Source organism: Chelatococcus albus, from assembly GCF_030067675.1.
GTDB classification, from domain to species: domain Bacteria; phylum Pseudomonadota; class Alphaproteobacteria; order Rhizobiales; family Beijerinckiaceae; genus Chelatococcus_A; species Chelatococcus_A albus.
The window spans coordinates 82,675-104,901 of sequence record NZ_JASJEV010000007.1 but is presented as its reverse complement, the minus strand read 5'-3'; the positions used below and the strand labels follow the sequence as shown (position 1 = coordinate 104,901).

The 22,227-nt window shown below is 73.9% G+C and carries 26 protein-coding genes; 20 read left to right on the top strand and 6 right to left on the bottom strand.

Annotation, left to right across the window (positions count from 1 at the left end):
- Window position 1 precedes the first annotated feature (1 nt).
- On the top strand, window positions 2-490 hold the full coding sequence (locus tag QNA08_RS12430) for a cytochrome c-type biogenesis protein (protein ID WP_422679912.1): 489 nt from the start codon (window positions 2-4) through the stop codon (window positions 488-490).
- A gap of 81 nt (window positions 491-571) precedes the next feature.
- Here the strand turns inward: QNA08_RS12430 and QNA08_RS12425 are convergent, their stop codons facing one another.
- Genes QNA08_RS12425 through QNA08_RS12415 form a run of 3 tightly spaced genes read right to left on the bottom strand, consistent with a single transcriptional unit; the run spans window position 572 to window position 4,028 of the window.
- Window positions 572-1,144, bottom strand: coding sequence for a DUF1254 domain-containing protein (locus tag QNA08_RS12425; protein ID WP_283741035.1), 573 nt, complete (start codon window positions 1,142-1,144; stop codon window positions 572-574).
- Complete coding sequence (locus QNA08_RS12420) at window positions 1,141-1,806, bottom strand: DUF1214 domain-containing protein (protein WP_283741034.1); 666 nt, start codon at window positions 1,804-1,806, stop codon at window positions 1,141-1,143. The genes QNA08_RS12425 and QNA08_RS12420 overlap by 4 nt, the downstream gene beginning before the upstream one ends.
- An 8-nt stretch (window positions 1,807-1,814) precedes the next feature.
- The gene (locus tag QNA08_RS12415; RefSeq protein WP_283741033.1) at window positions 1,815-4,028 is read right to left on the bottom strand and encodes a transglycosylase domain-containing protein; all 2,214 of its coding nucleotides are present in this window, start codon (window positions 4,026-4,028) and stop codon (window positions 1,815-1,817) included.
- 231 nt (window positions 4,029-4,259) lie between these two features.
- On the opposite strand from QNA08_RS12415, the gene QNA08_RS12410 reads away from it, so the two are divergent.
- The gene (locus QNA08_RS12410; protein ID WP_283741032.1) at window positions 4,260-4,874 is read left to right on the top strand and encodes a YcgN family cysteine cluster protein; all 615 of its coding nucleotides are present in this window, start codon (window positions 4,260-4,262) and stop codon (window positions 4,872-4,874) included.
- Here the strand turns inward: QNA08_RS12410 and QNA08_RS12405 are convergent.
- Window positions 4,826-5,467 carry a L,D-transpeptidase gene (locus QNA08_RS12405; RefSeq protein ID WP_283741031.1) on the bottom strand — a complete coding sequence of 214 codons (642 nt, stop codon included), beginning with the start codon at window positions 5,465-5,467 and terminating at the stop codon, window positions 4,826-4,828. The genes QNA08_RS12410 and QNA08_RS12405 overlap by 49 nt on opposite strands.
- A gap of 491 nt (window positions 5,468-5,958) precedes the next feature.
- Here QNA08_RS12405 and QNA08_RS12400 point away from each other — a divergent pair, with 491 nt between their 5' ends.
- The 6 genes from QNA08_RS12400 (at window position 5,959) to QNA08_RS12375 (ending at window position 11,259) form a co-directional block, all read left to right on the top strand.
- Window positions 5,959-6,444 carry a hypothetical protein gene (locus tag QNA08_RS12400; RefSeq protein WP_283741030.1) on the top strand — a complete coding sequence of 162 codons (486 nt, stop codon included), beginning with the start codon at window positions 5,959-5,961 and terminating at the stop codon, window positions 6,442-6,444.
- Window positions 6,419-7,735 carry a DNA-packaging protein gene (locus tag QNA08_RS12395; protein ID WP_479688867.1) on the top strand — a complete coding sequence of 439 codons (1,317 nt, stop codon included), beginning with the start codon at window positions 6,419-6,421 and terminating at the stop codon, window positions 7,733-7,735. The genes QNA08_RS12400 and QNA08_RS12395 overlap by 26 nt, the downstream gene beginning before the upstream one ends.
- A gap of 77 nt (window positions 7,736-7,812) precedes the next feature.
- Window positions 7,813-9,057, top strand: a complete 1,245-nt coding sequence (locus QNA08_RS12390) for a phage portal protein (protein ID WP_283741029.1) — start codon at window positions 7,813-7,815, stop codon at window positions 9,055-9,057.
- Window positions 9,058-9,088: 31 nt separating this feature from the next.
- Complete coding sequence (locus tag QNA08_RS12385) at window positions 9,089-9,280, top strand: hypothetical protein (RefSeq protein ID WP_283741028.1); 192 nt, start codon at window positions 9,089-9,091, stop codon at window positions 9,278-9,280.
- A 166-nt stretch (window positions 9,281-9,446) separates the two neighbouring features.
- A complete protein-coding gene (locus QNA08_RS12380) occupies window positions 9,447-9,983 on the top strand; it encodes an HK97 family phage prohead protease (RefSeq protein ID WP_283741027.1) in 537 nt (178 codons plus the stop codon).
- 28 nt (window positions 9,984-10,011) lie between these two features.
- The gene (locus tag QNA08_RS12375) at window positions 10,012-11,259 is read left to right on the top strand and encodes a phage major capsid protein (protein ID WP_422679911.1); all 1,248 of its coding nucleotides are present in this window, start codon (window positions 10,012-10,014) and stop codon (window positions 11,257-11,259) included.
- Between the two features lie 216 nt (window positions 11,260-11,475).
- On the opposite strand, the gene QNA08_RS12370 is transcribed toward QNA08_RS12375, so the two are convergent.
- The gene (locus QNA08_RS12370) at window positions 11,476-12,237 is read right to left on the bottom strand and encodes a S1 family peptidase (RefSeq protein ID WP_283741026.1); all 762 of its coding nucleotides are present in this window, start codon (window positions 12,235-12,237) and stop codon (window positions 11,476-11,478) included.
- Window positions 12,238-12,405: 168 nt separating this feature from the next.
- Here QNA08_RS12370 and QNA08_RS12365 point away from each other — a divergent pair, with 168 nt between their 5' ends.
- The 7 genes from QNA08_RS12365 to QNA08_RS12335 all read left to right on the top strand — a co-directional run bounded on the left by QNA08_RS12365 (window position 12,406) and on the right by QNA08_RS12335 (window position 14,782).
- A complete protein-coding gene (locus QNA08_RS12365) occupies window positions 12,406-12,978 on the top strand; it encodes a head-tail connector protein (protein ID WP_283741025.1) in 573 nt (190 codons plus the stop codon).
- Entirely contained in the window at window positions 12,978-13,322 is a 345-nt protein-coding gene (locus QNA08_RS12360) for a head-tail adaptor protein (RefSeq protein WP_283741024.1), read from the top strand. Before QNA08_RS12365 ends, QNA08_RS12360 begins: the two co-directional genes overlap by 1 nt.
- Entirely contained in the window at window positions 13,319-13,447 is a 129-nt protein-coding gene (locus tag QNA08_RS12355; protein ID WP_283741023.1) for a hypothetical protein, read from the top strand. The genes QNA08_RS12360 and QNA08_RS12355 overlap by 4 nt, the downstream gene beginning before the upstream one ends.
- Entirely contained in the window at window positions 13,448-13,726 is a 279-nt protein-coding gene (gene gp17 / locus QNA08_RS12350; protein ID WP_283741202.1) for a tail completion protein gp17, read from the top strand.
- Between the two features lie 81 nt (window positions 13,727-13,807).
- Window positions 13,808-14,218, top strand: coding sequence for a phage major tail protein, TP901-1 family (locus tag QNA08_RS12345; protein WP_283741022.1), 411 nt, complete (start codon window positions 13,808-13,810; stop codon window positions 14,216-14,218).
- Window positions 14,219-14,228: 10 nt separating this feature from the next.
- Window positions 14,229-14,558 carry a gene transfer agent family protein gene (locus tag QNA08_RS12340; RefSeq protein ID WP_283741021.1) on the top strand — a complete coding sequence of 110 codons (330 nt, stop codon included), beginning with the start codon at window positions 14,229-14,231 and terminating at the stop codon, window positions 14,556-14,558.
- Window positions 14,555-14,782 carry a rcc01693 family protein gene (locus tag QNA08_RS12335; protein WP_283741020.1) on the top strand — a complete coding sequence of 76 codons (228 nt, stop codon included), beginning with the start codon at window positions 14,555-14,557 and terminating at the stop codon, window positions 14,780-14,782. The genes QNA08_RS12340 and QNA08_RS12335 overlap by 4 nt, the downstream gene beginning before the upstream one ends.
- A 265-nt stretch (window positions 14,783-15,047) precedes the next feature.
- Here QNA08_RS12335 and QNA08_RS12330 read toward each other — a convergent pair whose 3' ends face one another.
- On the bottom strand, window positions 15,048-15,305 hold the full coding sequence (locus tag QNA08_RS12330; RefSeq protein WP_283741019.1) for a hypothetical protein: 258 nt from the start codon (window positions 15,303-15,305) through the stop codon (window positions 15,048-15,050).
- A 55-nt stretch (window positions 15,306-15,360) separates the two neighbouring features.
- Between QNA08_RS12330 and QNA08_RS12325 the strand changes: the two genes are divergently transcribed.
- From QNA08_RS12325 to QNA08_RS12305, 5 genes are all read left to right on the top strand, one after another.
- The gene (locus QNA08_RS12325) at window positions 15,361-16,008 is read left to right on the top strand and encodes a phage tail tape measure protein (RefSeq protein WP_283741018.1); all 648 of its coding nucleotides are present in this window, start codon (window positions 15,361-15,363) and stop codon (window positions 16,006-16,008) included.
- A gap of 18 nt (window positions 16,009-16,026) precedes the next feature.
- Window positions 16,027-16,671 (top strand): DUF2460 domain-containing protein, encoded by a 645-nt coding sequence (locus QNA08_RS12320; RefSeq protein WP_283741017.1) that lies wholly within the window; start codon window positions 16,027-16,029, stop codon window positions 16,669-16,671.
- 183 nt (window positions 16,672-16,854) lie between these two features.
- Entirely contained in the window at window positions 16,855-17,748 is an 894-nt protein-coding gene (locus tag QNA08_RS12315; protein WP_283741016.1) for a DUF2163 domain-containing protein, read from the top strand.
- Window positions 17,745-18,200 (top strand): NlpC/P60 family protein, encoded by a 456-nt coding sequence (locus tag QNA08_RS12310; protein ID WP_283741015.1) that lies wholly within the window; start codon window positions 17,745-17,747, stop codon window positions 18,198-18,200. The genes QNA08_RS12315 and QNA08_RS12310 overlap by 4 nt, the downstream gene beginning before the upstream one ends.
- A gap of 75 nt (window positions 18,201-18,275) precedes the next feature.
- Window positions 18,276-22,205 carry a baseplate multidomain protein megatron gene (locus QNA08_RS12305; protein ID WP_283741014.1) on the top strand — a complete coding sequence of 1,310 codons (3,930 nt, stop codon included), beginning with the start codon at window positions 18,276-18,278 and terminating at the stop codon, window positions 22,203-22,205.
- The last annotated feature ends 22 nt before the right edge of the window (window positions 22,206-22,227 follow it).

Sequence of the window (22,227 nt, the reverse complement as noted above, 5' to 3'; positions counted from 1 at the left end):
CGTGCGGCGGTTCGCGCGCCTTCTCGCCATCGCCGGCGTTGCCGCCGGCCTCGCGGCGCTGCCCGTCGCCCCGGTGCGCGCCGTGCAGCCCGACGAGGTGCTGCCGGACGCGAAGCTCGAGGCGCGCGCGCGGGCGATCTCGGCGGGGCTGCGCTGCCTCGTCTGCCAGAACCAGTCGATCGACGATTCCGACGCGCCGCTCGCCCGCGACCTGCGCATCCTCGTGCGCGAGCGCCTGAAGGCCGGCGACAGCGATGCCGCTGTGCGCGACTTCGTGGTCAGCCGCTACGGCGAGTTCGTCCTGCTCAAGCCCCCCTTCGGGCCGCACACGCTGCTCCTGTGGGCCGGGCCCTTCGCCGTCCTTCTCGCCGGCGTCGTGGCGCTCGCCATCCTGGCGCGCCGCCGTCGGGCGGTGGAACCCGAGGCGGCAGCCCCCCTTGATGCCCGCGAGAAGGCCGCCCTCGACGAGCTGCTGCGCGACGGGTCCTGACCCCGGAAAGGCAGCGCCCGTCGCCCGCGCTTGCGGGCGCGACGCCACGGCGGCCTCCCGCCCTTCGCCCGCAGCCCTCGCCTACCCCCCGTCCACTGCGCGCAGCGGCTTGCAGGTGGCCGTCGAGGCGATGCCTTCGGCGCGTTCCCTCAGGCTCGGCAGGGCGGCCAGCGCCCGCACGACGACGAGGCCGCGCGTCACGGGCGAGACGACCCTGAGGTCCTGCGTCGGCTCGCCGGTCTCGTCCTCGGCGAGAATCTCGTCGAGCTGGTCCTGGGTCATGAGCGTGATGTCGATCGCCCCGCGCTGCGCCGCACGGTCGGTCACCGCATAGATCACGCCGCCGCCCGGCCGATGGACCGACACCGAGGCAAAGCCCCCCGGCACGCTGACGCCGACATGCACCGGCCCCTCGGCGAGATCGAACGCGCAGACCGAGGTGGCGACCGCCGGGTCGCGCAGCGCGGGCGCCGCGCCTGCGCGGTCGGCGTCGGTGAGCAGGTGGGCCGCGCTCTCCCGCGACAGGGGCGAGAAACGGCTGTAGGCGTCGCGGTCGCCGAGCTCGGGAATGCCGAAGACGGCGGCAAGATGCACGATGGCGCCGAGCACGAGCCCGACCACTCCGGCGAAGGCGAATTGCAGCGCGCCCTTCATTCGCAGGCCGTCCTCTCGATCGACGGCATGGCGCGCGCGTCGAGCGCCGCCGCGCTCGCCGAGGCGGGCGTGTCGTAGAGGCGCAGCACCAGCGTGAAGCGCCCCTGCTGCGGCAGCGGCAGCCAGTTGCCGCTCTGCACGCTGCGCGACAGCACGAGCGTCGCCGTGCCGGCGCCGTCGCGCAGCACCTCCGCCGAGGTGAAGCCGTGCCGCCGCGCCGGGTTGTCGACGAGCCGGCCCGCCTCGTCGTAGAGCGTCAGCGTCCAGGCCCGCGCCGCCGGCACCGGGCCGGCGAGCCTGTAGGCGCAGCCGGCTTCGAGCGGCCGGCCGGCATCGTCCGTGCGCGCCGAGAAGGTGAGCCCTTCGCCCGGCCCGAGCGGCAGGTCGGCCGTGCGTGCCAGCACCGCCCGGGCATAGGGGTCGATGTCGCGCGCGCCGAGCCGCGGCCAGGCGGTCCACGGCCCGCTCACCGCGGCGCCGAAGGGCGGCACGTCGCGCACGGCGAGATAGGCCGAGCCGAGGCCCGACAGGGTGGCGACCGTGAGGGCGAAGAGGATGAGGAGGATCGGCCGCAGGCTGCCCTGCGTCGCATGCGCCGCCAGCGCCCGCCACGGCATGCGGGCAGGGCGCTCGCCGGCGGCCATCGGATGAGGTTGCCTCACCGTCCGCCTCACGGCACGCCGATCCGTCCGCCGGCGGCGCGCGCGCCGCCCGGGAAGCCGCCGGCGGACAGGGCCGCCGGCGCCGTGATGCTCGCCTCGCGCCGTCCGGGCTCGACCGAGCGGAAGAGGTCGCCGATGCTGCCGAGCACTTCGAAGGAGCGCCGCGACAGGGCCGAGGGGGCCCGGGCTGAGGCGAGGCTCTCGCCCTCCGCCGCCGGTGCCTTCGCCACGGCCGGCGTGCCACCGATGCCGGGCAGCGGCTTCAGCTCGATGCCCTGGTGCGCCGGTGCCATCACCTCGTGCCAGGTCATGGCCGGCAGGGTGCCGCCGGTCATGTTGTGCGTCGAGCTGTAGTCGTCGTTGCCGAGCCAGACGCTGGCCACGAGATTGCCCGAGTAGCCCACGAACCAGGCATCGCGATAGGCATTGGTGGTGCCGGTCTTGCCCGCCACCTGCACGCCCTCGATGATGGCGCGCCGGCCGGTGCCCGCCTCCACCACCTGGTTGAGCATCATGTTCATGTCCGCCACCACCGAGAGGGGCAGCACCTGCTTCGGCTGCGGGGCGTCGCGGTCGTGCCGCCAGATCGTCTCGCCGCGCGCGTTGCGGATCTCGAGGGCGGCGTAGGGAGCGGCCCGCCGCCCGGCATTGGCGAAGACGGCGTAGCCCGCCGCCATGTCGATCACGGTCACCTCCGCCGCGCCGATGGGGAGCGAGGTCGTATCCTTGAGGTCGGTCGTCAGGCCCATGGCGCGCGCCGTCTCGATGATGCGCGCCCGCCCGACCTTGGCATTGCCCTTGCCGAGGGCGAGCGACATCTGCACGGGGATGGTGTTGATCGACTTCGCCAGGGCCACCGTGAGCGGCATGGAGCCCGCATAGGAGCGGCTGTAGTTGTTGGGGCACCAGTTGCCGATGCACACCGGGCGGTCGACGACGATGCTCGTCGGCTTGTAGAGGCCGGCGGCGAGCGCCGTGGCATAGACGAAGGGCTTGAAGGCCGAGCCCGGCTGGCGCAGCGCGTCGGTGGCGCGGTTGAACTGGCTCATGCCGTAGTCGCGGCCGCCGACCATGGCGCGCACGGCGCCGTCCGGCAGCATGACGACGATGGCGCCCTGTCTGGCGCCGTATTCCTTGCCGTGCTGGCGCAGGCTGTTTTCGAGCGCGGCCTCGGCCCTCGCCTGGATGGAGGCGTCGAGCGCCGTCTTGACTGTGACGACCCGCTCCTGCCCGAGCTTGCCCTCGTCCGCCATGCGCTTGACCTCGTTGAAGGCGAAGTCGAGGTAGTAGTCGGGGCTCGTCTCGCGCTTGCGGTCGATCGGCGTCGCCGGGTGGCGCCGCGCCGTCTGGATCTGGCCCTCGGTGAGGAAGCCCGCCTCCACCATGTTGCTGAGCACCACGTTGGCGCGGGCGCGCGCCGCCGGCAGGTTGACGTGCGGCGCGAACCTGGTGGGAGCCTTGAAGAGGCCGGCGAGCATCGCGGCTTCCGCGAGCGTGACGTCCTTCACCGACTTGCCGAAGTAGAACTCGGCCGAGGCCGCCGCGCCGAAGGCGCCGCCGCCCATGTAGGCGCGGTCGAGATAGAGCTTCAGGATCTCGTTCTTGGTCAGCCGCGACTCGAGCCAGAGGGCGAGGAAGGCTTCCTTGATCTTGCGCTCGATGGAGCGCTCGTTGGTGAGGAAGAGGTTCTTGGCGAGCTGCTGGGTGATGGAGGAGCCGCCCTGCACCACGCCGGAAGCGCGCGCATTGGCGGAGAGGGCGCGCATGGTGCCGACAATGTCGATGCCGAAATGCTCATAGAAGCGCCGGTCCTCGGTGGCGAGCACGGCCTTGATGAGATGGTCGGGGAACTCCTCGAGCTTCAGCGAATCGTCGTGGCGGATGCCGCGCTTGCCGATCTCGTTGCCGTAGCGGTCGAGGAAGATGACGGCGAGCTCCTGCTGCTTCAGCCAGTCGTCGCTCGTCTCGCGGAAGGCGGGCACGGCGAGCGCGAGCAGGACGACGCTGCCGCCCGCGCCCAGGGTCAGGGCCTCGTCGGCGAGCTCGGTGACCAGGCGCCAGCCGCCGGAGACCGACAGCCTGTCGGCCCACGAGGAAAAGCGCTCCCAGGCATCGGCGCCGCGGCGGCCCGCCTCGTAGAGGCTCGCGTCGAGCCACGAATCGAAGGCGAGGGCTGCGCGCTTCACCCGCGTCCACAGCGAGGTTTCGCCGAAGAACTGCACCCCGAGGCCTCCCGCCGCCCCGCCCTTCCGTCCGGCGGATCAGAATATCAACCTTCGCGCCCACGGACGAGGCGCCACGTCGCAATGTCCCGCCGCGTCCGACGCGATATGGTGTGCCGCGTTCGTCGGGACAGGGCAACCGCCTGCGAAGGAGAGGGCCAGCCGAATTGCGGCGAGACTCCTCGCGCAGACGTGACGGGCGGAGACCGCAGGACGGACAACGGATCGCGCATGGACGACGGACGAAACGGCGCCCCGCCCTTCTGGCAGGCCAGGACGCTCGAGGAGATGACGCCGGCGGAGTGGGAATCGCTCTGCGACGGATGCGGGCGTTGCTGCCTTGTCAAGCTCGAGGACGAGGATACCGGCCGCATCCACCTCACCGACGTGGGCTGCACCCTGCTCGACGGCGAGACCTGCCGCTGCCGCGACTATGCGCACAGGCAGGCGCGGGTACCCGACTGCGTGCGCCTGACGCCGGCCGAGGTGCGCCGCCTGACCTGGCTGCCGCCGACCTGCGCCTACCGCCTGGTGCGCGAGGGCCACGACCTCTACTGGTGGCATCCGCTCGTCTCCGGCGATCCCGACACGGTGCACGTCGCCGGCGTGTCGGTGAAAGGACGCGTCGCGGCGAGCGAGGACGAGATCCCGCTCGAGGACCTCGTCGACCACATCGTCACCTGGCCCGGCCGCGTGCCGAAGGCCGCGCGCACGCGGCCGGCCGGCGTTTCCGGCACGACGGCGCAGGGCGCGGCGCGCAGGACACCCCCGCCCGTCTCCGGGAGGCGATGCGCGCCTCAGGCGCGCAGGACGACGACGCGCGTGCCGGTGGGCACCCGGCGGTAGAGATCGATGATGTCCTGGTTGATGAGGCGGATGCAGCCCGAGGAGACGGCGCTGCCGATGGACCAGGGCTCGTTGGTGCCGTGGATGCGGTAGAGCGTGTCGCGGTCGCCCTGGTAGAGGTAGAGGGCGCGGGCGCCGAGCGGGTTGTCGAGGCCGCCGGGCATGCCCGCCGCCCATTCGGCGAGCTCCGGCTGGCGGCGGATCATCTGCGAGGGGGGCGTCCAGGTCGGCCATTCCGCCTTGCGGCGGATGGTGGCGTTGCCGGCCCAGGCGAAGCCCTCGCGGCCGACCCCGACGCCGTAGCGGATCGCCCGGCCGCCGTCCTGCACGAGGTAGAGGAAGCGGTTGGCGGGGTCGACCACCACCGTGCCGGCGAGTTCCGGGCGGTCGTAGCGCACGACGCGGCGCAGATAGGTGGGGTCGATCTGGCCGATGTCGACCTCCGGCACCGGGAAGCGGTCGTCGTCGATCGGGCCGTACATGTCGAAGAAGGCGGGATCGATCGCCGGCATCGGACGCCCCATCGGCGCCGGCGGCAGCGGCGGCCGCATGGCGCAGCCCGCGAGCCCTGCCGTGCCTGCGAGAACGAACATGCGCCGGCTCATCGTCTGCATTCCTGCCACCTCGTGCTGATTGTCGGGAGGGGCGCCAGTGGCGTGCCGTTGGGGCGAATTCATGACGGATGAATCGCGCTGCGGCGGTGCTGGCCCCTGCCGCAGCATGCGGCCGCGCCATTTTCATCGCCGGTGTGGCGAGCGGGCAACGCATGCCGGTTCCGGGATACCGCCGGCTCCGTCATGCCGGCACGGGCGCGAGCCGCGACGAGGGGGCTGATGCTCCGCGCCACCCCGAAGGGACGCCATGGCGACAGGGGGGGCCATGCCGCATCCGGCGTTTCGCAAGGACTGCATTCATCATGCATGGCATTATGAGGAAAATAGTCCTTGACACCTGCGCGGTGCCGGGATAGTGTTCGGCCATGCTCCACAATTGCGTCCGGGGCGCATCGCCGGCCGAGGCCGCGGGCCTTGCGGACCTGCACCGGCCCCGGGCGGGATCGCCCCTTCCGAGGATGAGGCATCGCATGGTCGAGGACGATGGCGAGGCCGCCGCATACGCGCGCCGGCTCTATGCCGAGGGCGTGCCCGTGGCGCGCATCCGGGCCGACCTGAAGGTCGGCGGCAGCCGGCTCTACCGCTGGCTCGCGGGGTACGGTGCCGGGGGCGAGCTGGTGGCCGAGCCGCTGCCGCTGCGCCGCTGTCACCCGCGGACGTCGCACTGGGGGCCGAAGCACCGCGCCGCCCTGGTCGACCGCATCTGGCGCGCGGCCGCGCTGCAGGTGCGCGACATCGCCGGGCGGCTCGAAGCCGGCGGGGAGGGGGCGGCGACGCGCGAGCGCGACGCCCGCGCGCTCGCCGTGGTCGTCAGGACCATGCGGGAGCTCACGGCGTTCGACGCCCGCGACGCGCGAAAGATGGATGATGGAGACGACGACACCGGACCGCGTGACCTCGACGATTTCCGACGAGAGCTTGCGGAACGCCTTGATCGCCTGCGCGCGGAGGAATGAGCTTGCGCGCCTGCTCGCCACCTGTGACCGGCGCCTCCTGCAGGCAATCGCCACCCATTGGCCGTTCTTCGCCCGGCCGGACCAGATGCCGCCGGCGGCGGCGGAAGGCGGCGGCGAGTGGACCACCTGGCTCGTGCTCGGCGGCCGCGGTGCCGGCAAGACGCGCACGGGCGCCGAATGGGTGCGCGGCACCGCACTCGGCCTGCCGCCCCATGCCGACCGCCCCGTCGGCCGCATCGCCCTCGTGGGCGAGACGGCGGCCGACGTGCGCGACGTGATGATCGAGGGCGTGTCGGGCCTGCTCGCCGTCCACCCGCGCTGGGAGCGGCCGCAGTGGCAGCCCTCGCGCCGCCGCCTCGAATGGCGCAACGGCGCGGTGGCGCAGGCCTTCTCGGCCGAGGACCCGGAGGCCTTGCGCGGCCCGCAGTTCGGCGCGGCCTGGGCCGACGAGCTGTGCAAATGGCGCCTCGCCCGGGAGACGTGGGACATGCTGCAGTTCGGCCTGCGCTTCGGCATGCGGCCGCGGCAGGTGGTGACCACGACGCCGCGGCCCATCCCGCTCCTGAGGGCGCTGATGGCCGATCCCCGCACGGCCGTGACGCGCGCCGCCACCCGCGCCAATGCACTGAACCTCGCCCCGTCCTTCCTCGACGCGGTGGTCGGGCGCTACGCCGGCACGCGCCTCGGCCGCCAGGAGCTCGACGGCGAGATCGTCGAGGAGCGGGCGGATGCCCTGTGGACGCGGGCCGCGCTCGAGGCGGCGCGCGTCGCGCAGGCGCCGCCGCTCGCGCGTCTCGTCGTGGCGGTGGACCCGCCGGCGAGTTCGGGCCGGCGGGCGGACGCCTGCGGCCTCGTCGTCGCCGGCATCGACCGCGAGCGCGTCGTCTACGTGCTCGAGGACGCGACCCTCGAACGCGCCCGCCCGGCGGAATGGGCGGCGAAGGCGGCGGCCCTGTTCCACCGCCATGCGGCGGATGCGCTCGTCGTCGAGGTCAACCAGGGGGGCGAGATGGCGACGGCGGTGCTGCGCGAGACGGACCCGGCCGTGCCGGTCACCACCGTGCGCGCCACGCGCGGCAAGTTTCTGCGCGCCGAGCCCGTCGCCGCGCTCTACGAGCAGGGGCGCGTGCGCCACGTGGGCGCCTTTCCGGCGCTCGAGGACGAGATGGCGGATTTCGGCCCGGGCGGCCTCTCCTCCGGCCGTTCGCCCGACCGCCTCGACGCCCTTGTCTGGGCCGTCACGGCGCTCGCCCTGCAATCCGCCGCCGAGCCGCGGGTGAGGGGGCTGTGAGCGAAGGGGGCACCCTCCTCCACCACCGTTACCCGGGAGCTGCGTCAGCGGCTGTCTCTTCCTGCGAAAGCGACACCATGCCCTCTCTTCTTTCCCGCCCGCTCGGGGGCGCGGGGCGCACCCGCGCGGCTGCTCCCGACGTCAAGGCCTCGCGCGTCGCCCCGGTCATGGCGCTCTACGCCGCCGGGCGTCCGGTGTGGACGCCGCGCGACTATGCGGCGCTCGCCCGCGAGGGGCTGAAGCGCAACGCCGTCGTGCACCGCTGCGTCCGTCTGGTGGCGGAGGCGGCGGCCTTCCTGCCGCTCCTGCTCTACGAGGGCGCGCGCGAGCGCGACGAGCATCCGCTTCTCGCCCTCCTCGCCCGGCCCAACCTGCGCGAGACGGGCGCGGTGCTGCTCGAAGCCGTCTACGGCCACCTGCTCGTCGCCGGCAATGCCTATCTCGAGGCGGTTTCCGTCGACGGGCGCCCGCGCGAACTCTATGCGCTCAGGCCCGACCGCGTGCGCGTCGTGCCGGGAGCCGACGGCTGGCCGGAAGCCTACGACTACGCCGTGGGCGCCGAGACCGTGCGCATGTCCCAGCGGGCGGAGCCCGGCGGCGTGCCGCCGGTCCTGCACCTGAAGCTCTTCAACCCGCTCGACGACCACTACGGCCTCGCGCCGCTCGAGGCGGCGGCCGTCGCCCTCGACGTGCACAATGCCGCGGGCGCCTGGAACAAGGCGCTCCTCGACAATGCGGCCCGGCCCTCGGGGGCGCTCGTCTATGCGGGGCCGGCCGGCGTCAACCTGACGGAGACGCAGTTCGAGCGGCTGAAGGCCGAGCTCGAGGAGAGCTACCAGGGCGCGGCCAACGCCGGGCGGCCCATGCTGCTCGAGGGCGGGCTCGACTGGAAGCCGCTGTCGCTGACGCCGAAGGACATGGACTTCGTCGAGGCGCGGGCGGCGGCGGCGCGCGAGATCGCGCTCGCCTTCGGCGTGCCGCCGCTCCTCCTCGGCCTGCCCGGGGACAACACCTATGCCAACTACGCCGAGGCGAACCGCGCCTTCTGGCGCCAGACCGTCATCCCCCTCGTGCAGCGCACGGCGGCGAGCCTCGTCCACTGGCTCGGCCCGGCCTTCGGCCAGGGGCTCCGCCTCACGCCCGACCTCGACGCCGTCGAGGCGCTCTCGACCGAGCGCGAGGCCCTGTGGCGGCGCGTCACCACGGCCGACTTCCTCACCGCCGACGAGAAGCGCGAGGCCGTCGGCTACGGCCGCCGCGCCCTTGCCGGCACCGCGATCGTTTCCGGGGTGACGGGGGAGTGTTCGCGGGAACGCCAATGACGGTCAGAGATTCGCGCGGGAAACGGCAATCATGACGTCCGTCACCGAGGCCATCGTGACGCGTGGCGACCTCGCCCATCTCGCCCTCTTCCTGTGGGCGAGCGGGGCTTCCGCGCTGCTCACCCTCACCCTGCGCGAGCTCGCCGCCGCCAACCGGCGCTTCGACGCCTTCGTGCGCGAGCTCGCCCGCTTCAACCGCCGCTTTTCGGGAGATGAGGAATGACGCGACGACGACCGCCGCGCGCCGCCGGGCGCGTTTCGCCTGCAGAACCTGTGCCGGGGCGGGAAGGGGCGGTGATCGCCACCTTCCTGCGCGTGCTGGAGCGGCTGGAGCCCGCTGCGGGCAGGACCACGCCGGCGCGGGAGCCCTCGGCAGCGGGAGGGCGCCGATGACGGCAGGCCTAGAGGTGAAGCTGTGGCCCGCGCCGCCCGCGGCGGGCGCCCCCGACGGCGAGTTCGAGGGCTATGCCAGCCTCTTCGGCGTGCCCGACCTCGGCCGCGACGTGATCGAGCCCGGCGCCTTTGCCGAGAGCCTCGCTCGCCGCGGCGCCGGCGGCGTGCGCCTGCTCTGGCAGCACGACCCGGCCGAGCCGCTCGGCCGCTGGCTGTCGCTCGCCGAGGACGGGCGCGGCCTCAAGGCGCGCGGCCGTCTCAACCTCGCCGTGGCACGGGCCCGGGAGATCCACGCGCTTCTGAGCGAGGGGGCCGTCGACGGCCTGTCCATCGGCTTCCGCACCGAGCGGGCCCGCACCGATCCGCGCACGCGCGTGAGGCACATCGCCAAAGTCGATCTGTGGGAGATCTCGCTCGTCACCTTTCCCATGCTGCCCGGCGCGCGCGTGACCGGCGTCAAGGGCAGGGGCACCGACCGGTCGGCAGCCCTTGCCGAAGCCATCCGCCGCGCCGCGCATGAACTCGCCCCGTGACCATCCGCAGGAGGAGAGAGGATTTCGCATGACCATGGACCATCCCGCCCCCGAGACGAAGGCCGGCGGCGCCGACGTCGCCGCCGCCTTCGAGGATTTCTCGCGCGCCTTCGCCGCCTTCCGCGAGACGAACGACGCCCGCATCGGTGAGATCGAGACGCGGCTCGCCGCCGACGTCCTCACCGAGGAGAAGCTCGCCCGCATCGACGCCGCCCTCGACGAGACGAAGCGGCGGCTCGAGCGGATGACGCTCGACGCCCGCCGGCCAGCCCTCGGCGCGGCCGCGGTGCCGGCCGACCCCGCCGCCGCCGAGCACAAGGCCGCCTTCGACGCCTACATGCGCTCGGGGGAGGCGGCCGGGCTGAAGCACCTGGAGGCGAAGGCGCTGTCCGCCGGCGCGGGCCCGGACGGCGGCTATCTCGTACCGGCCGAGGTGGAGCGCGAGGTCCTGCGCCGGCTCGCCACGGTCTCGCCCATCCGTGCCGTCGCCTCCGTCCGCGTCGTCTCGTCCGGCACCTACAAGACGGCCCGTTCCACCGGCGCCCCGGCGGTCGGCTGGGTGGCCGAGAGCGCCCCGCGCGCCCAGACCGCGAGCCCGACGCTCGCCGAGCTCTCCTTCCCGGCGATGGAGCTCTACGCCATGCCGGCGGCGACCCAGACGCTGCTCGACGACGCCGTGGTCGACGTCGACCAGTGGCTCGCCGAGGAGGTGGAGACCGCCTTCGCCGAGCAGGAGGGCGCGGCCTTCGTCGCCGGCGACGGCGTCGGCAAGCCGAAGGGCTTCCTGAGCTACGAGACGGTGGCGAACGGCAACTGGAGCTGGGGCAAGCTCGGCACCGTGTCGACGGGCGCGGCCGGCGCCTTCCCGGCGTCGAGCCCCTCCGACGTGCTCGTCGACCTCGTCTATGCGCTGAAGAGCGGCTACCGCCAGAACGCCGTCTTCGTCATGAACCGCAAGACGCAGAGCCTCATCCGCAAGTTCAAGGACGGGCAGGGCAACTACCTCTGGCAGCCGCCGGCCGCTGCCGGCGGGCAGGCGACACTGATGACCTTTCCCGTCGTCGAGGCGGAGGACATGCCGAACGTCGGCGCCGACAGCCTGTCGGTCGCCTTCGGCGACTTCCGCCGCGGCTATCTCGTCGTCGATCGGGCGGGCGTGCGCGTGCTGCGTGACCCCTTCTCGGCGAAGCCCTACGTGCTCTTCTACACGACGAAGCGCGTCGGCGGCGGCGTGCAGGACTTCGAGGCGATCAAGCTGCTGAAGTTCGCGGCGTGAGGAGGCCGCCGCGCGAGCCTCTTCCCGTCACCCCGGAAGCCGCGGCAGCGGCTGTCCGGGGCCCGGAAACGATCCCGGTTGTGGCAAGGACGCGGCGGCCGGCGCGCCGTCTCGATCACGCGCATCGGCTCTGGATCCCGGGCTCCTCGCTGCGCCCGGCCCCGGGATGACGGGGGGCGGTTGCCGCGCGAACCGTGGCCCGTCGTCGCGGGCGCCCTACTCCCCCCACTGCGCCATCCGCCCCCAGCGGGCGAGCGTTGCGTCGATCCAGGCGCGCTGGGGGCCGAGGGCGATGCCCTGGGTGAGGAGGCCGCAGGTCGCCTTGCCCGCTCCGGTCGACCAGCTCGTCACGGCAACGATGCTTCCCCCGTCGGCGATGGGGCCGCCGGAATCACCCTCGCAGGCCCCGGCGCCGGGACGCTTGCCGAGCCCCGCCGGGTCGGCGAGCCAGACGAGGATGGCGCCGCGGCCATAGGGCTCGACGGCGGCGAGGTCGGCGGTGCGGAAGGTGCCGCTCGACCGCGGCTCGTCCTCGCGCGCCACCCCGTAGCCACCGAGCGCAAGGCGGGTTCCCGCCGCGGGCGGCGCGGCGGCGGAGAGGCGTGCCGGCGCGAAGCTGTCCGGCAGAGGCTCGGCGAGGCGCACGAGGGCGATGTCCACCGAGCGCTCGCGCCTCGCGACCGCCTCGGCGCGGTAGCCCGGATGCACGGCAATGCCCGCGGTGGTGACGAGCACGGGCTCGCCCGCCGCCGAGCGGAAATGGATGCGGTGCTCGGGCGCGTTCTTCACGCAATGCGCGGCCGTGAGCACGACGTCCGCCGCCAGCACCACGCCCGAGCAGACATTGCCGCGCGAGCCGAGCACCATGACGGCCGAGCGCTCCCAGGCCCCGCCCTCGCGCCCGCCGACGACGGCCCCGGCCGGCACGGCGGCAAGCGTGACGAGCGCGGTCGCCGCAACGCGCAGCGAACGAACCATGCGACACCTCCCGTTCCGCCGGCGAGGCTTACCGGCCGCGCGGCGGGAAGGGAAGGGATGGTTGCCGCGCGAACCCCTGACTGGCACCCCGGAAGCCGCGGGGCCAAGCCAATGCCGACCGTGCGCGCCCCCTGTCGCCAGCCCAAGCCCTTTGCACACGGACGAACCATGACGCCGATCCTCGTTTCCGGGCCTGCGGTCGAGCCCGTGTCGCTCGCCGCGATGAAGGCCCATCTGCGCCTTGACACCGGCGAGGAGGACGACCTCGTCACGAGCCTCGTCACCGCCGCGCGCCTCATGGTCGAGGCCGCATCGGGCCGCCTGCTCGTCGCCCAGACCTGGCGGCTCGTGCTCGACGTCTGGCCGACCGAGGGGGTGCTGCGCGTGCCGCTCACGCCCTTTGCGGGGCTCCTCGCCGCGCGGCTTGCGGCGCGGGACGGCGGCGCGCCCGAGCCCCTGCCGCTTGCTGCCTTCGCCACCGACACGCGGGCCGAGCCGGGGCGCATCGCCCTCGTCGCGCCGGTGCCGCCCCCGCGGCTGGCACGCGGCGGTATCGAGCTCGACGTCGCGGCGGGCTACGGCGCCGATCCCGCCGCCGTGCCCATGCCGCTGCGCCAGGCGGTCACGGAGCTCGCCGCCCACTGGTTCGAGCATCGCGGCGACGGGGAGGCCGCGGCCGAGGCGGCGCTGCCGCCGGGCGTGCGGGTGCTCCTCGCCCCCTTCCGCCGGATGAGGCTGTGATGACCCTCCGCGAGACGACCATCGCCGCCTTGCGCCGGCGCGTGACGCTGGAGGCGCCGGTGGAGGCGCCCGACGACGCCGGCGGCGTCGCCCGCAGCTGGACGCCCGTCGCCCGCCCCTGGGCGGCGGTGAGCGCCATGCCCGCCGCCGAGGCCGGCGAGCGTCATGTGGCCGACCGGCCCGAGATCGCGGTGCGCCGCCGCCTCGTCCTGCGCTGGCGCCCCGGCGTCGACGGCCGCCTGCGCCTGCGCGACGGCGAGCGGCTCTACCGCATCCTCGCCGCGGCGGATCCGGACGGGCGCCGCCGCCGCCTCGTGCTCACCGTCGAGGAGGTGATGCCGTGACGAGCCCCATCCTCGCCCTGCGCCGCGCGGTCCATGCGCGGCTGTCCGGCGATGCGGCGCTTGCCGCCATGCTCGGCGGGCCGCGCATCCACGAGGAGCCGCCGCGCGCCGCGGAAGGCCTCTAAATCGTCTTCGGCGACCAGCGCCTGACCGACCGCTCGACGGCAAGCGACCGCGGCCACGAGCAGGAGGTGACGCTCGTCATCTGGGCGAAGGGCCTCGGCGCCAGAGCGGCCCTCGAGGCGGCCGAGCGGATTCGCGTCCTCCTCGACGATGCGGCGCTGACGCTCGCGGGCCACCGCCTCGTCCTCCTCGCTGTCACGCGCTGCGAGCTGAAGCGCGACGAGCGCGCGCGCGCCGCCCGCGTGGCGCTGACCTTGCGCGCCGTGACCGAGGAGCTGTGACCGGCGGAGCTGTGGCCGCAGCCCCGCCGCCAGCGCGCCCCACCCCTTTTCAACGCGATGAACGACGGGAGCCTGAAGCCGATGGGCGCTCAGAAGGGAAAGGACCTCTTGCTCAAGGTGGCCGACGCCGTCGGCGCCTTCACCACTGTGGCCGGCCTGCGCACGCGCCAGATCGCCTTCAACGCCGAGACGGTGGACGTGACGCACGCCGAATCCGCCGGCCGCTGGCGCGAGCTTCTCGCCGGGGCGGGTGTGCGCCGGGCGAGCGTCACCGGCGCGGGCATCTTCAAGGACGAGGCGTCGGACGCCTTCGTGCGCGAGATCTTCTTCGACGGCGAGATCCGCCGCTGGCAGGTGGTGGTGCCGGCCTTCGGCGTCGTCGAGGGGCCGTTCCAGGTCACGACGCTCGAATATCGCGGCGACCACGCCGGCGAGGTGACCTTCGAGCTCGCCCTCGAATCCGCCGGCCAGCTCACCTTCACCGCCATCTGAGGAGGCGCCGATGGCCAACCGGCATCGCGGCGAGGTCGAGGCCGTCCTCGGCGGCCGCCGCTTCACCCTCTGCCTCACGCTCGGCGCCCTCGCCGAGCTGGAGGCCGCCTTCGCGGCCGACAATCTGCCGGCGCTCTGCGCCCGCCTCGCGGAGGGCGCCCCCTCGACGCGCGACCTCATCCGCATCCTCGCCGCCGGCATCCGCGGCGGCGGCACCGCCCTGACCGACGCCGAGGTGGCGGCCCTGCCGGCCGCGGGCGAGCTCGAAGCCTGCATGCGCGCCGCCGTGGCGCTTCTCGCCGCGACCTTCGGCGGCGGGGAGGACGCGGCAAACCCTTGATCGCCGCAGGGCGCGGGGAGGGCGGGGCGCCGCGCCCCTTCCCCTGGCGCGAGGTCATGGCCTTCGGCCTCGGCGTCCTGCGGCTCGGCCCCGACGCCTTCTGGCGCCTGACGCCGCGCGAGCTCGCCGCCGCCGTCGAAGGGTTCGCCGGGCCGGCTGCCGCACCCGCGCCGCCCGGCCGGGCGGAGCTTGCGGCGCTGATGCGCGCCTTCCCCGACGGGTAGCGGGCGGGGGCGGCCGCTGCCGGAAGCGAGGCTCGCGCGAGAACCGTTGCCGGTCATCCCGGGACGGCCGCAGGCCGAGCCCGGGAACCAGAACCGATGCGGGTGATCGGGAAGGCGCAGCGGCGGCAGCCATGCGGGTGGCCTCGACCGGCGGTTTCCCGGAATTCGTCGGTGAAACCTGTCGGCCGGCGAGCGCAGGCGGCCGACAGGGCGAACGACGGAATGGGCTGCAAGCCAGCGAAGAGATGGGGCGGGCCGCCGCGCATCATTCCTCCCAATGCTTGGTCATCAGGAATCCCTTCGATTTCATGCAGGCAAGATAGAGCTGTTCCCTTTGCAGATTGATGATCGATGCGCCGCGCTCCGGCGGCGCAGTGACCGCGAATTTCTGCGATTCGTAATCGCAGGAGACCCTTGCGCTCTGAAAAGGGTCCTTGGCGTCGGGCATCCGCCTGAAGGTGTAGACGTCGTGCCTGGGAGCCGTGCGGACGCACCCGGCTGCCAGAGATGCTGCCAAGATCATGAGCAGGAACCGTAACGGATGCCCAGGCCGGTGACGGTGGGGGAAGGAAATGCAGATGGACAACCATGAATACAGGGATGACAGACCCGAAAGAATAGACGCTCTCAACGAACAGCTCAGGAGCGTCAAGAAGCTCAGCGACGATCTCGGCCGATCTCTCTCCAATGCTTTTGCGAAGGGGCTCGTCGAAGGCAGGAAATTCGATGACGTTCTCAAGGGCATGGGCAGGAAGTTCTCGGAATTCGCTGCGCGCCTCGCCTTCAAGCCGCTCGAGCTCGGCCTGACCCAGGCGCTGAAGACGTTATCGGAAGGACTCTTCAAGAATATCCTGCCGATAGGACCAGATCTGTCGGAGGTCGGCAAGCAGCTCGGCTCGCCCCTCGTGGTTCCCAACGCCCGCGGCAACGTTGTGGCGCGCGGCCTCGTGCAGCCCTTCGCCGAGGGCGGCGTCGTCGCGGCGCCGACCTATTTTCCCCTGGCGCGCGGGCTCGGGCTCATGGGCGAGCTCGGGGCGGAGGCCATCATGCCGCTCGCCCGCGGGCCGGACGGGCGGCTCGGCGTGCGCGCGGCCGCCGGGCGCGAGCGGCCGCTTGCCGTCACCGTCAATGTCGCGGCGAGCGACGTCGAGAGCTTCCGCCGCTCGGAGGCGCAGGTCGCCGCCGCCGTCGCCCGCGCCGTGGCCCGCGGCCGGCGGGCGCTGTGACGCGAGGGAGGTGCGCCCATGCCCGCCGATTTCCACGAGCTGCGCTTTCCCCTCGACGTGGCGCTCGCGAGCCGCGGCGGGCCGGAGCGGCGCACGGACATCGTCACGCTGGGCTCCGGCCGCGAGCATCGCAACGCGCGCTGGGCCCATTCGCGCCGCCGCTACGACGCCGGCTACGGCGTCAAGACGCTCGATGCGCTCCATGCCGTCCTCGCCTTCTTCGAGGAGCGGCGCGGGCGGCTCTACGGCTTCCGCTGGCACGACCGGGTCGACTTCCGCTCCGGCCCGCCCTCGCGCCCGCCGACGCCGAAGGACCAGGCGCTCGGCACGGGCGACGGGGCACGGGCGAGCTTCCAGCTCGTCAAGACCTACGGCGGCGCCCACGCGCCTTATCTGCGGCCCATCGCCAAGCCCGTCGCCGGCTCCGTGCGGGTAGCGGTCGCGGGCACGGAGAAGGTCGAGGGGCTGCATTTCGACTGCGACGTGACGACCGGCCTCGTCACCTTCCGCGACGGCGAGGTGCCGCCGCCGGGTGCGGCCGTGACGGCGGGCTTTGCCTTCGACGTGCCGGTGCGCTTCGACACGGACGCGCTCGAGATTGACCTCGCCGCCTTCGCCGCCGGCGAGATCCCGCGCATTCCGCTCGTCGAGATCCTGCCGTGAACCGGTGCAGCTCGTCGCCGCGAACCACACACCGTCACCCCGGAAGCCGCTGTGCGGCTGTCCAACCTCCTCCGCCCGTCATCCCGGGGCGGCCTGCGGCCGCCCCGGGATGACCATCGGCGGGCCCGCGCCAACTGCCGGCTCGCCGCATTGCGCGGAAGGCACCTTCCGAGGAGATCCCGCATGCGCAACCTGCCCGCGGGCCTGGCCGCCCGCCTCGGGGGCGGCGCCACGACGCTGTGTCGCTGCTGGCTTCTCACGCGCCGCGACGGCGCGCGGCTCGGCTTCACCGACCACGACCGCGACCTTGCCTTCGCCGGCGTCGCCTTCCTCGCCCGCACGGGCCTCGAGGCGGCGGAGGCGACCGCCGAGCTCGGCTTCGCGGTGGGCGGCGGTGAGGTGGCAGGCGCCCTTGTCGCCGCCGGGATCACGGAGTACGAGCTTGCATCGGGCCTCTACGATGGAGCGGCCGTCGAGACCTGGCTCGTCGACTGGTCGGACGTCGATGAACGTCTGCTCCTCGATGTCGGTACGATCGGCGAGATCCGGCGCAGCGAGCGGGCCTTCGTCGCCGAGCTGCGCGGCGCCATGCACCGCCTCGACGAGGAGCAGGGCCGCCTCTACCGGCCGACCTGCTCGGCCGACCTGGGCGACGCCCGCTGCCGCGTGGCCCTCGCCGATCCGCGTTTCGCCGCCGAGGCGCGGGTGACGGCGACGGACGGGCGCCTCGGCTTCGCCGCCGTGGGGCTCACGGCGCACGCGGATGGCTGGTTCACCGGCGGCCTCGTCACCTGGACGAGCGGGGCGAATGCCGGGGGCAGCGTCGAGGTGAAGCTCCACCGCCATGCGCCGCCTGCGCCCGAGATCGTGCTGTGGCAGCCCATGCCGCGGCCGATCGCCGTGGGCGACAGCTTCCGCATCACGGCGGGCTGCGACAAGCGCTTCGCCACCTGCCGGGACAAGTTCGGCAACGGTGTGAACTTCCGCGGCTTCCCGCACATGCCGGGCGACGATTTCATCCTGCGCCTGCCGCGCGAGGGCGAGGCGGGGCTCGACGGCGGGAGCCTGTTCCGATGAGCGCCGCCGCTGGCGGCATCACCCGCACAGCGCTGGTGGCCGAGGCGCGCGCCTGGATCGGCACGCCCTACCGCCATCAGGCGAGCCTGAAGGGAGTCGGCTGCGACTGCCTCGGCCTCGTGCGCGGCGTCTGGCGCGCCGTCGTCGGGCCGGAGCCGGAGCTCCCGCCGCCCTATGCGTCCGACTGGGCGGAGGCCGCCGGCGGTGAGGCGCTGGCCGAGGCAGCGGCCCGCCATCTCGTCGCCGTCGATCCGGCGGCCTTCGGCGCGGGCGACGTGCTCCTCTTCCGCTGGCGCGACCATCTGCCCGCGAAGCACGCCGGCATCGCGAGCGGTCCGCACGCCATGATCCACGCCCACGACGGCGCGGCGGTGGCGGAAGTGGCGCTCACGCCCTGGTGGCGCCGCCACCTCGCCTTCGCCTTCCGCTTCCCCGGCGTGGAGGCGGGGTGAGGGGGCATGCAAGTGCTTCCCGCGCGAAGCGACGGCGCCGTTCCTCAACTTTCTTCATCGAAAGGCTTCCCGTCCATGGCGACACTCGTTCTGCAGGTGGCAGGCGCCGCCGTCGGCGGCCTCGTCGGCGGACCGGTCGGGGCCGTGGTGGGCCGCGCGCTCGGCGCCATGGCCGGGGCGGCCGTCGACGGGGCCCTCTTCGCCGACGGCAGCACGCGCTACGTCGAGGGGCCGCGGTTGAAGACCATGGAGGGGCTGACCTCGACCGAAGGCGCGCCCATCCCGCGCGTCTACGGCCGCGCCCGCATCGGCGGCGCGCTGATCTGGGCGACGCGCTTCGAGGAGGTGGCGACGACCACCGTGACCCGCGCCCCGCGCGCCGGCGGCAAGGGCGCGCCGCGCGGTCCCCGCACGGTGACGACGACCTATGCCTATTACGCCAATATCGCCGTCGGCCTGTGCGAGGGGCCGGTTGCCTTCCTGCGCCGTGTCTGGGCCGACGGCAGGGAGATCGACCTTGCCCATCTCGCCATGCGCCTGCATCGCGGCGGCGAGGACCAGGAGCCGGACCCGCTCATCGTCGCCAAGGAGGGGGCGGAGAACGCCCCCGCCTACCGCGGCCTCGCCTATGTCGTCCTCGAGCGCCTGCCGCTCGAACCCTTCGGCAACCGCATTCCGCAGCTGTCCTTCGAGGTCGTGCGGCCCGTGCCAGGCCTCGGCTCCATGCTCCGTGCCGTCAACCTCATCCCGGGCGCGAGCGAGTTCGCCTACGACACGCTTGCGGTCAGCCGCGCGCTCGATCCCGGCGTGACACGGCCCGAGAACCGCCACCAGCTCCAGCGGGCGAGCGACGTCATGGCCTCGCTCGATGCGCTGCAGGGCCTGTGCCCGAACCTGCGGCGCGTGTCGCTCGTCGTGAGCTGGTTCGGCGACGATCTGCGTGCCGGCCGCTGCCGCATCGCGCCGCGCGTCGAGACCGATGCGAAGGCGACGCTCGAAGCACAATGGTCGGTTGCCGGCCTGACGCGCGCCACCGCCCAGGTGGTGAGCCGTGTCGACGGCCGGCCGGCCTACGGCGGCACGCCCTCGGACGCCTCCATCCTGCGTCTCCTGCGCGAACTCAGGGCGCGCGGCCTCGAGGTCGTGCTCTATCCCTTCGTCATGATGGACGTGCCGGCGGACAACGTCCGGCCGGACCCGTGGACGGGCGCCGCGCGCCAGCCGGCCTATCCCTGGCGGGGGCGCATCACCTGCGATCCCGCGCCGGGCCGGCCCGGCAGCCCCGACGCGACGCCCGCCGCCGCGGCCGAGGTCTCGGCCTTCTTCGGCCGGGCGGCGCCGGGGGAATTCGCCGTCGAGGGCGAAAGCGTCGTCTACCGCGGCCCGGAGGAATGGAGCCTCAGGCGGCAGGCGCTGCACTATGCCCATCTTGCCCGCGCCGCGGGCGGGGTCGAGGGTTTCGTCCTCGGCTCCGAGCTCGTGGGGCTCACGCGCGTGCGCTCCGCTCCCGGCGTCTACCCGGCGGTCGAGGAACTGGTGCGGCTCGCCGCCGACCTGCGCGCGGTGCTCGGCGCCGGCACGCGCCTCACCTACGCCGCGGACTGGACGGAGTACGGCGCCCACGTGCGCGACGGCGGCGCGGAGGTGCGCTTCCCGCTCGATCCGCTCTGGGCCTCGCCGGCGATCGATGCCGTGGGCATCGACTTCTACCCGCCGCTCGCCGACTGGCGCGACGGCACGGGCCATCATGACCGCGCCGCGGCACGCTCGGCCTGCGACCCGGCCTATCTGAGGTCGCAGGTCGCGGGGGGCGAGGGCTTCGACTGGTTCTATGCTGATGCCGCCGCGCGCGCGGCGCAGGCGCGCAAGCCGATCACGGATGGCGCCTACGGCAAGCCCTGGGTGTTCCGCGTCAAGGATCTCGCCGGCTGGTGGGGCAACGCCCATGTCGAGCGCGTCGCCGGCGTCGAGACGGCCGCAACCGCCTGGGCGCCGCGGGCGAAGCCCATCTGGCTCACCGAGGTCGGCCTGCCCGCCGTGGACAAGGGCGCCAATGCGCCGAACGTCTTCCCCGACGCCAAATCGGCCGAGGGCGGCCTGCCGCCCTTCTCCGACGGGCGCCGCGACGACCTCGTGCAGACGAGGGGCCTCGAGGCCGTCCTGACCCATTTCGATCCCGCGCAGCCGGGACATCGGGCGGGGGCGAACCCCATCTCGCCCGTCTACGGCGGGCCGATGGTCGACCCCGGGCGGATCTTCGCCTGGGCCTGGGACGCGCGGCCCTTCCCGGCCTTCCCGGACCTCTCCGTGGTCTGGGCCGACGGCGCCAATTGGGAGACCGGCCACTGGCTCACCGGCCGCCTCGAAGGGGTTGCGCTCGACCGGCTCGCGGCGGCGATCCTCGCGGACCACGGCCTGCCGCCGGCGGCCGAGATCGCCCTCGACGGCTTCGTCGACGGCTATGTCGTCGACCGGCCGATGTCGGCCCGCGAGGCGCTGGAGCCGCTCGCGCGCGCCTTCGGCTTCGACGCGGTGGCGGGGGCGGCGGGCCTGCGCCTCGTCGGCCGCAACGGCCGGGCGGTCGCGACGCTCACGGCCGATGAGCTCGTGCCCGGCCGCGAGGACGCGGCCTTCAGCCTGCGCCGCATGCAGGAGACGGAGCTGCCGCGCGAGATCCGCCTCGGCTTCGTCGACGGCGAGCGCGACTATCGCCGCGCCGCCGTGGCCTCGCGCCGCCTCGCCTGCGGCAGCCGCCGCGAGATCGGCGGCGAGGTGGCGGCGGTGCTGCGTCCGGCCGAGGCCCAGCGCCTCGCCGACATCTGGCTGCAGGACCTCTGGACCGGGCGCGAGACGGCCGAGTTCGGCCTGAGCCCGCGCCGCGTCGACCTCGAGGTCGGCGACGTGGTGGCGCTGCCCACGGGCAGCGCGCCGCGCCTCTTCCGCATCACGCGCATCGCCGATGCGGCGGAACGGCGCGTCACCGCCCGCGCCGTCGAGCCTGCGGTCTACGACCTGCCGGCCCCGCGCCTCACGCGCGCGCCGAAGCCCCCGCCGCTCCTGCCGGGGCGGCCTCACGCACTGGTGCTCGACTTGCCGCTCGCCCTCGGGAGCCCGGCGCCGCTGCAGCATCTCGCCGTCTTCGCCGATCCCTGGCCGGGGCGCCTCGCCGTCTGGCGCTCGGGCGACGGCGCGGCCTACGACCTCCATGCGGTGGCAGAGCTGCCGGCGATCCTTGGTGAGACCCTGTCACCCCTCGGGCCCGGGCCGCTGTGGCGCTGGGACGAGGGCGCGACGGTGACGGTGAGGCTCAGGGGCGGGGCGCTCACCTCCGTCGATGACGGGCGGGCGCTCGCCGGCGCCAACACGCTGGCGCTGCGCGGGCCGGACGGCACCTGGGAGATCCTGACCGCGGCGCGCGCCGAGCTCGTGGGCGAAGGCACGTTCCGCCTTGCGCGGCTCCTGCGCGGCCTCGGCGGCTCGGAGGCGGCGGCGGCGCGCCGGCTCGCCCCCGGCGCGCCCGCCGTCGTGCTCGACCGCGCGCTCGTGCCCCTCGCCACGCGCCTCGACGAGGTGGGACGAACCTTCTGCTACCGGGTGGGCCCGGCCGAGCGCGACCACGCGGACCCCTCATTCCTCGCCTTCGAGGCGACGCCGGGCGCTGCCGCGCTCGCGCCGCTGCCGCCCGTGCACGTAACTGCGCGGCGCGGGCCGGCGGGAATCGACATCGCCTTCGTCCGCCGCAGCCGCACCGGCGGCGATGCCTGGGAGCCGGTGGAGATCCCGCTCGGCGAGAGCATCGAGCGCTACGAGGCCGACATCCTCTCGGGCGGCACTGTCCTGCGCCGCCTCGCCGCCGATGCGCCTCTGCTGCGCTACGCGGCGGCCGACGAGCTCGCCGACTTCGGCATGCCCCAGGCGCGCCTGACGCTCGGCCTCGCGCAGGTGAGCGCCACTGTCGGCCGGGGCGCTGTGCGCATCGTCACCGTCGCCGTTCGCGCTCCCTGACCGGCCTCCCCCGGCCTGCATC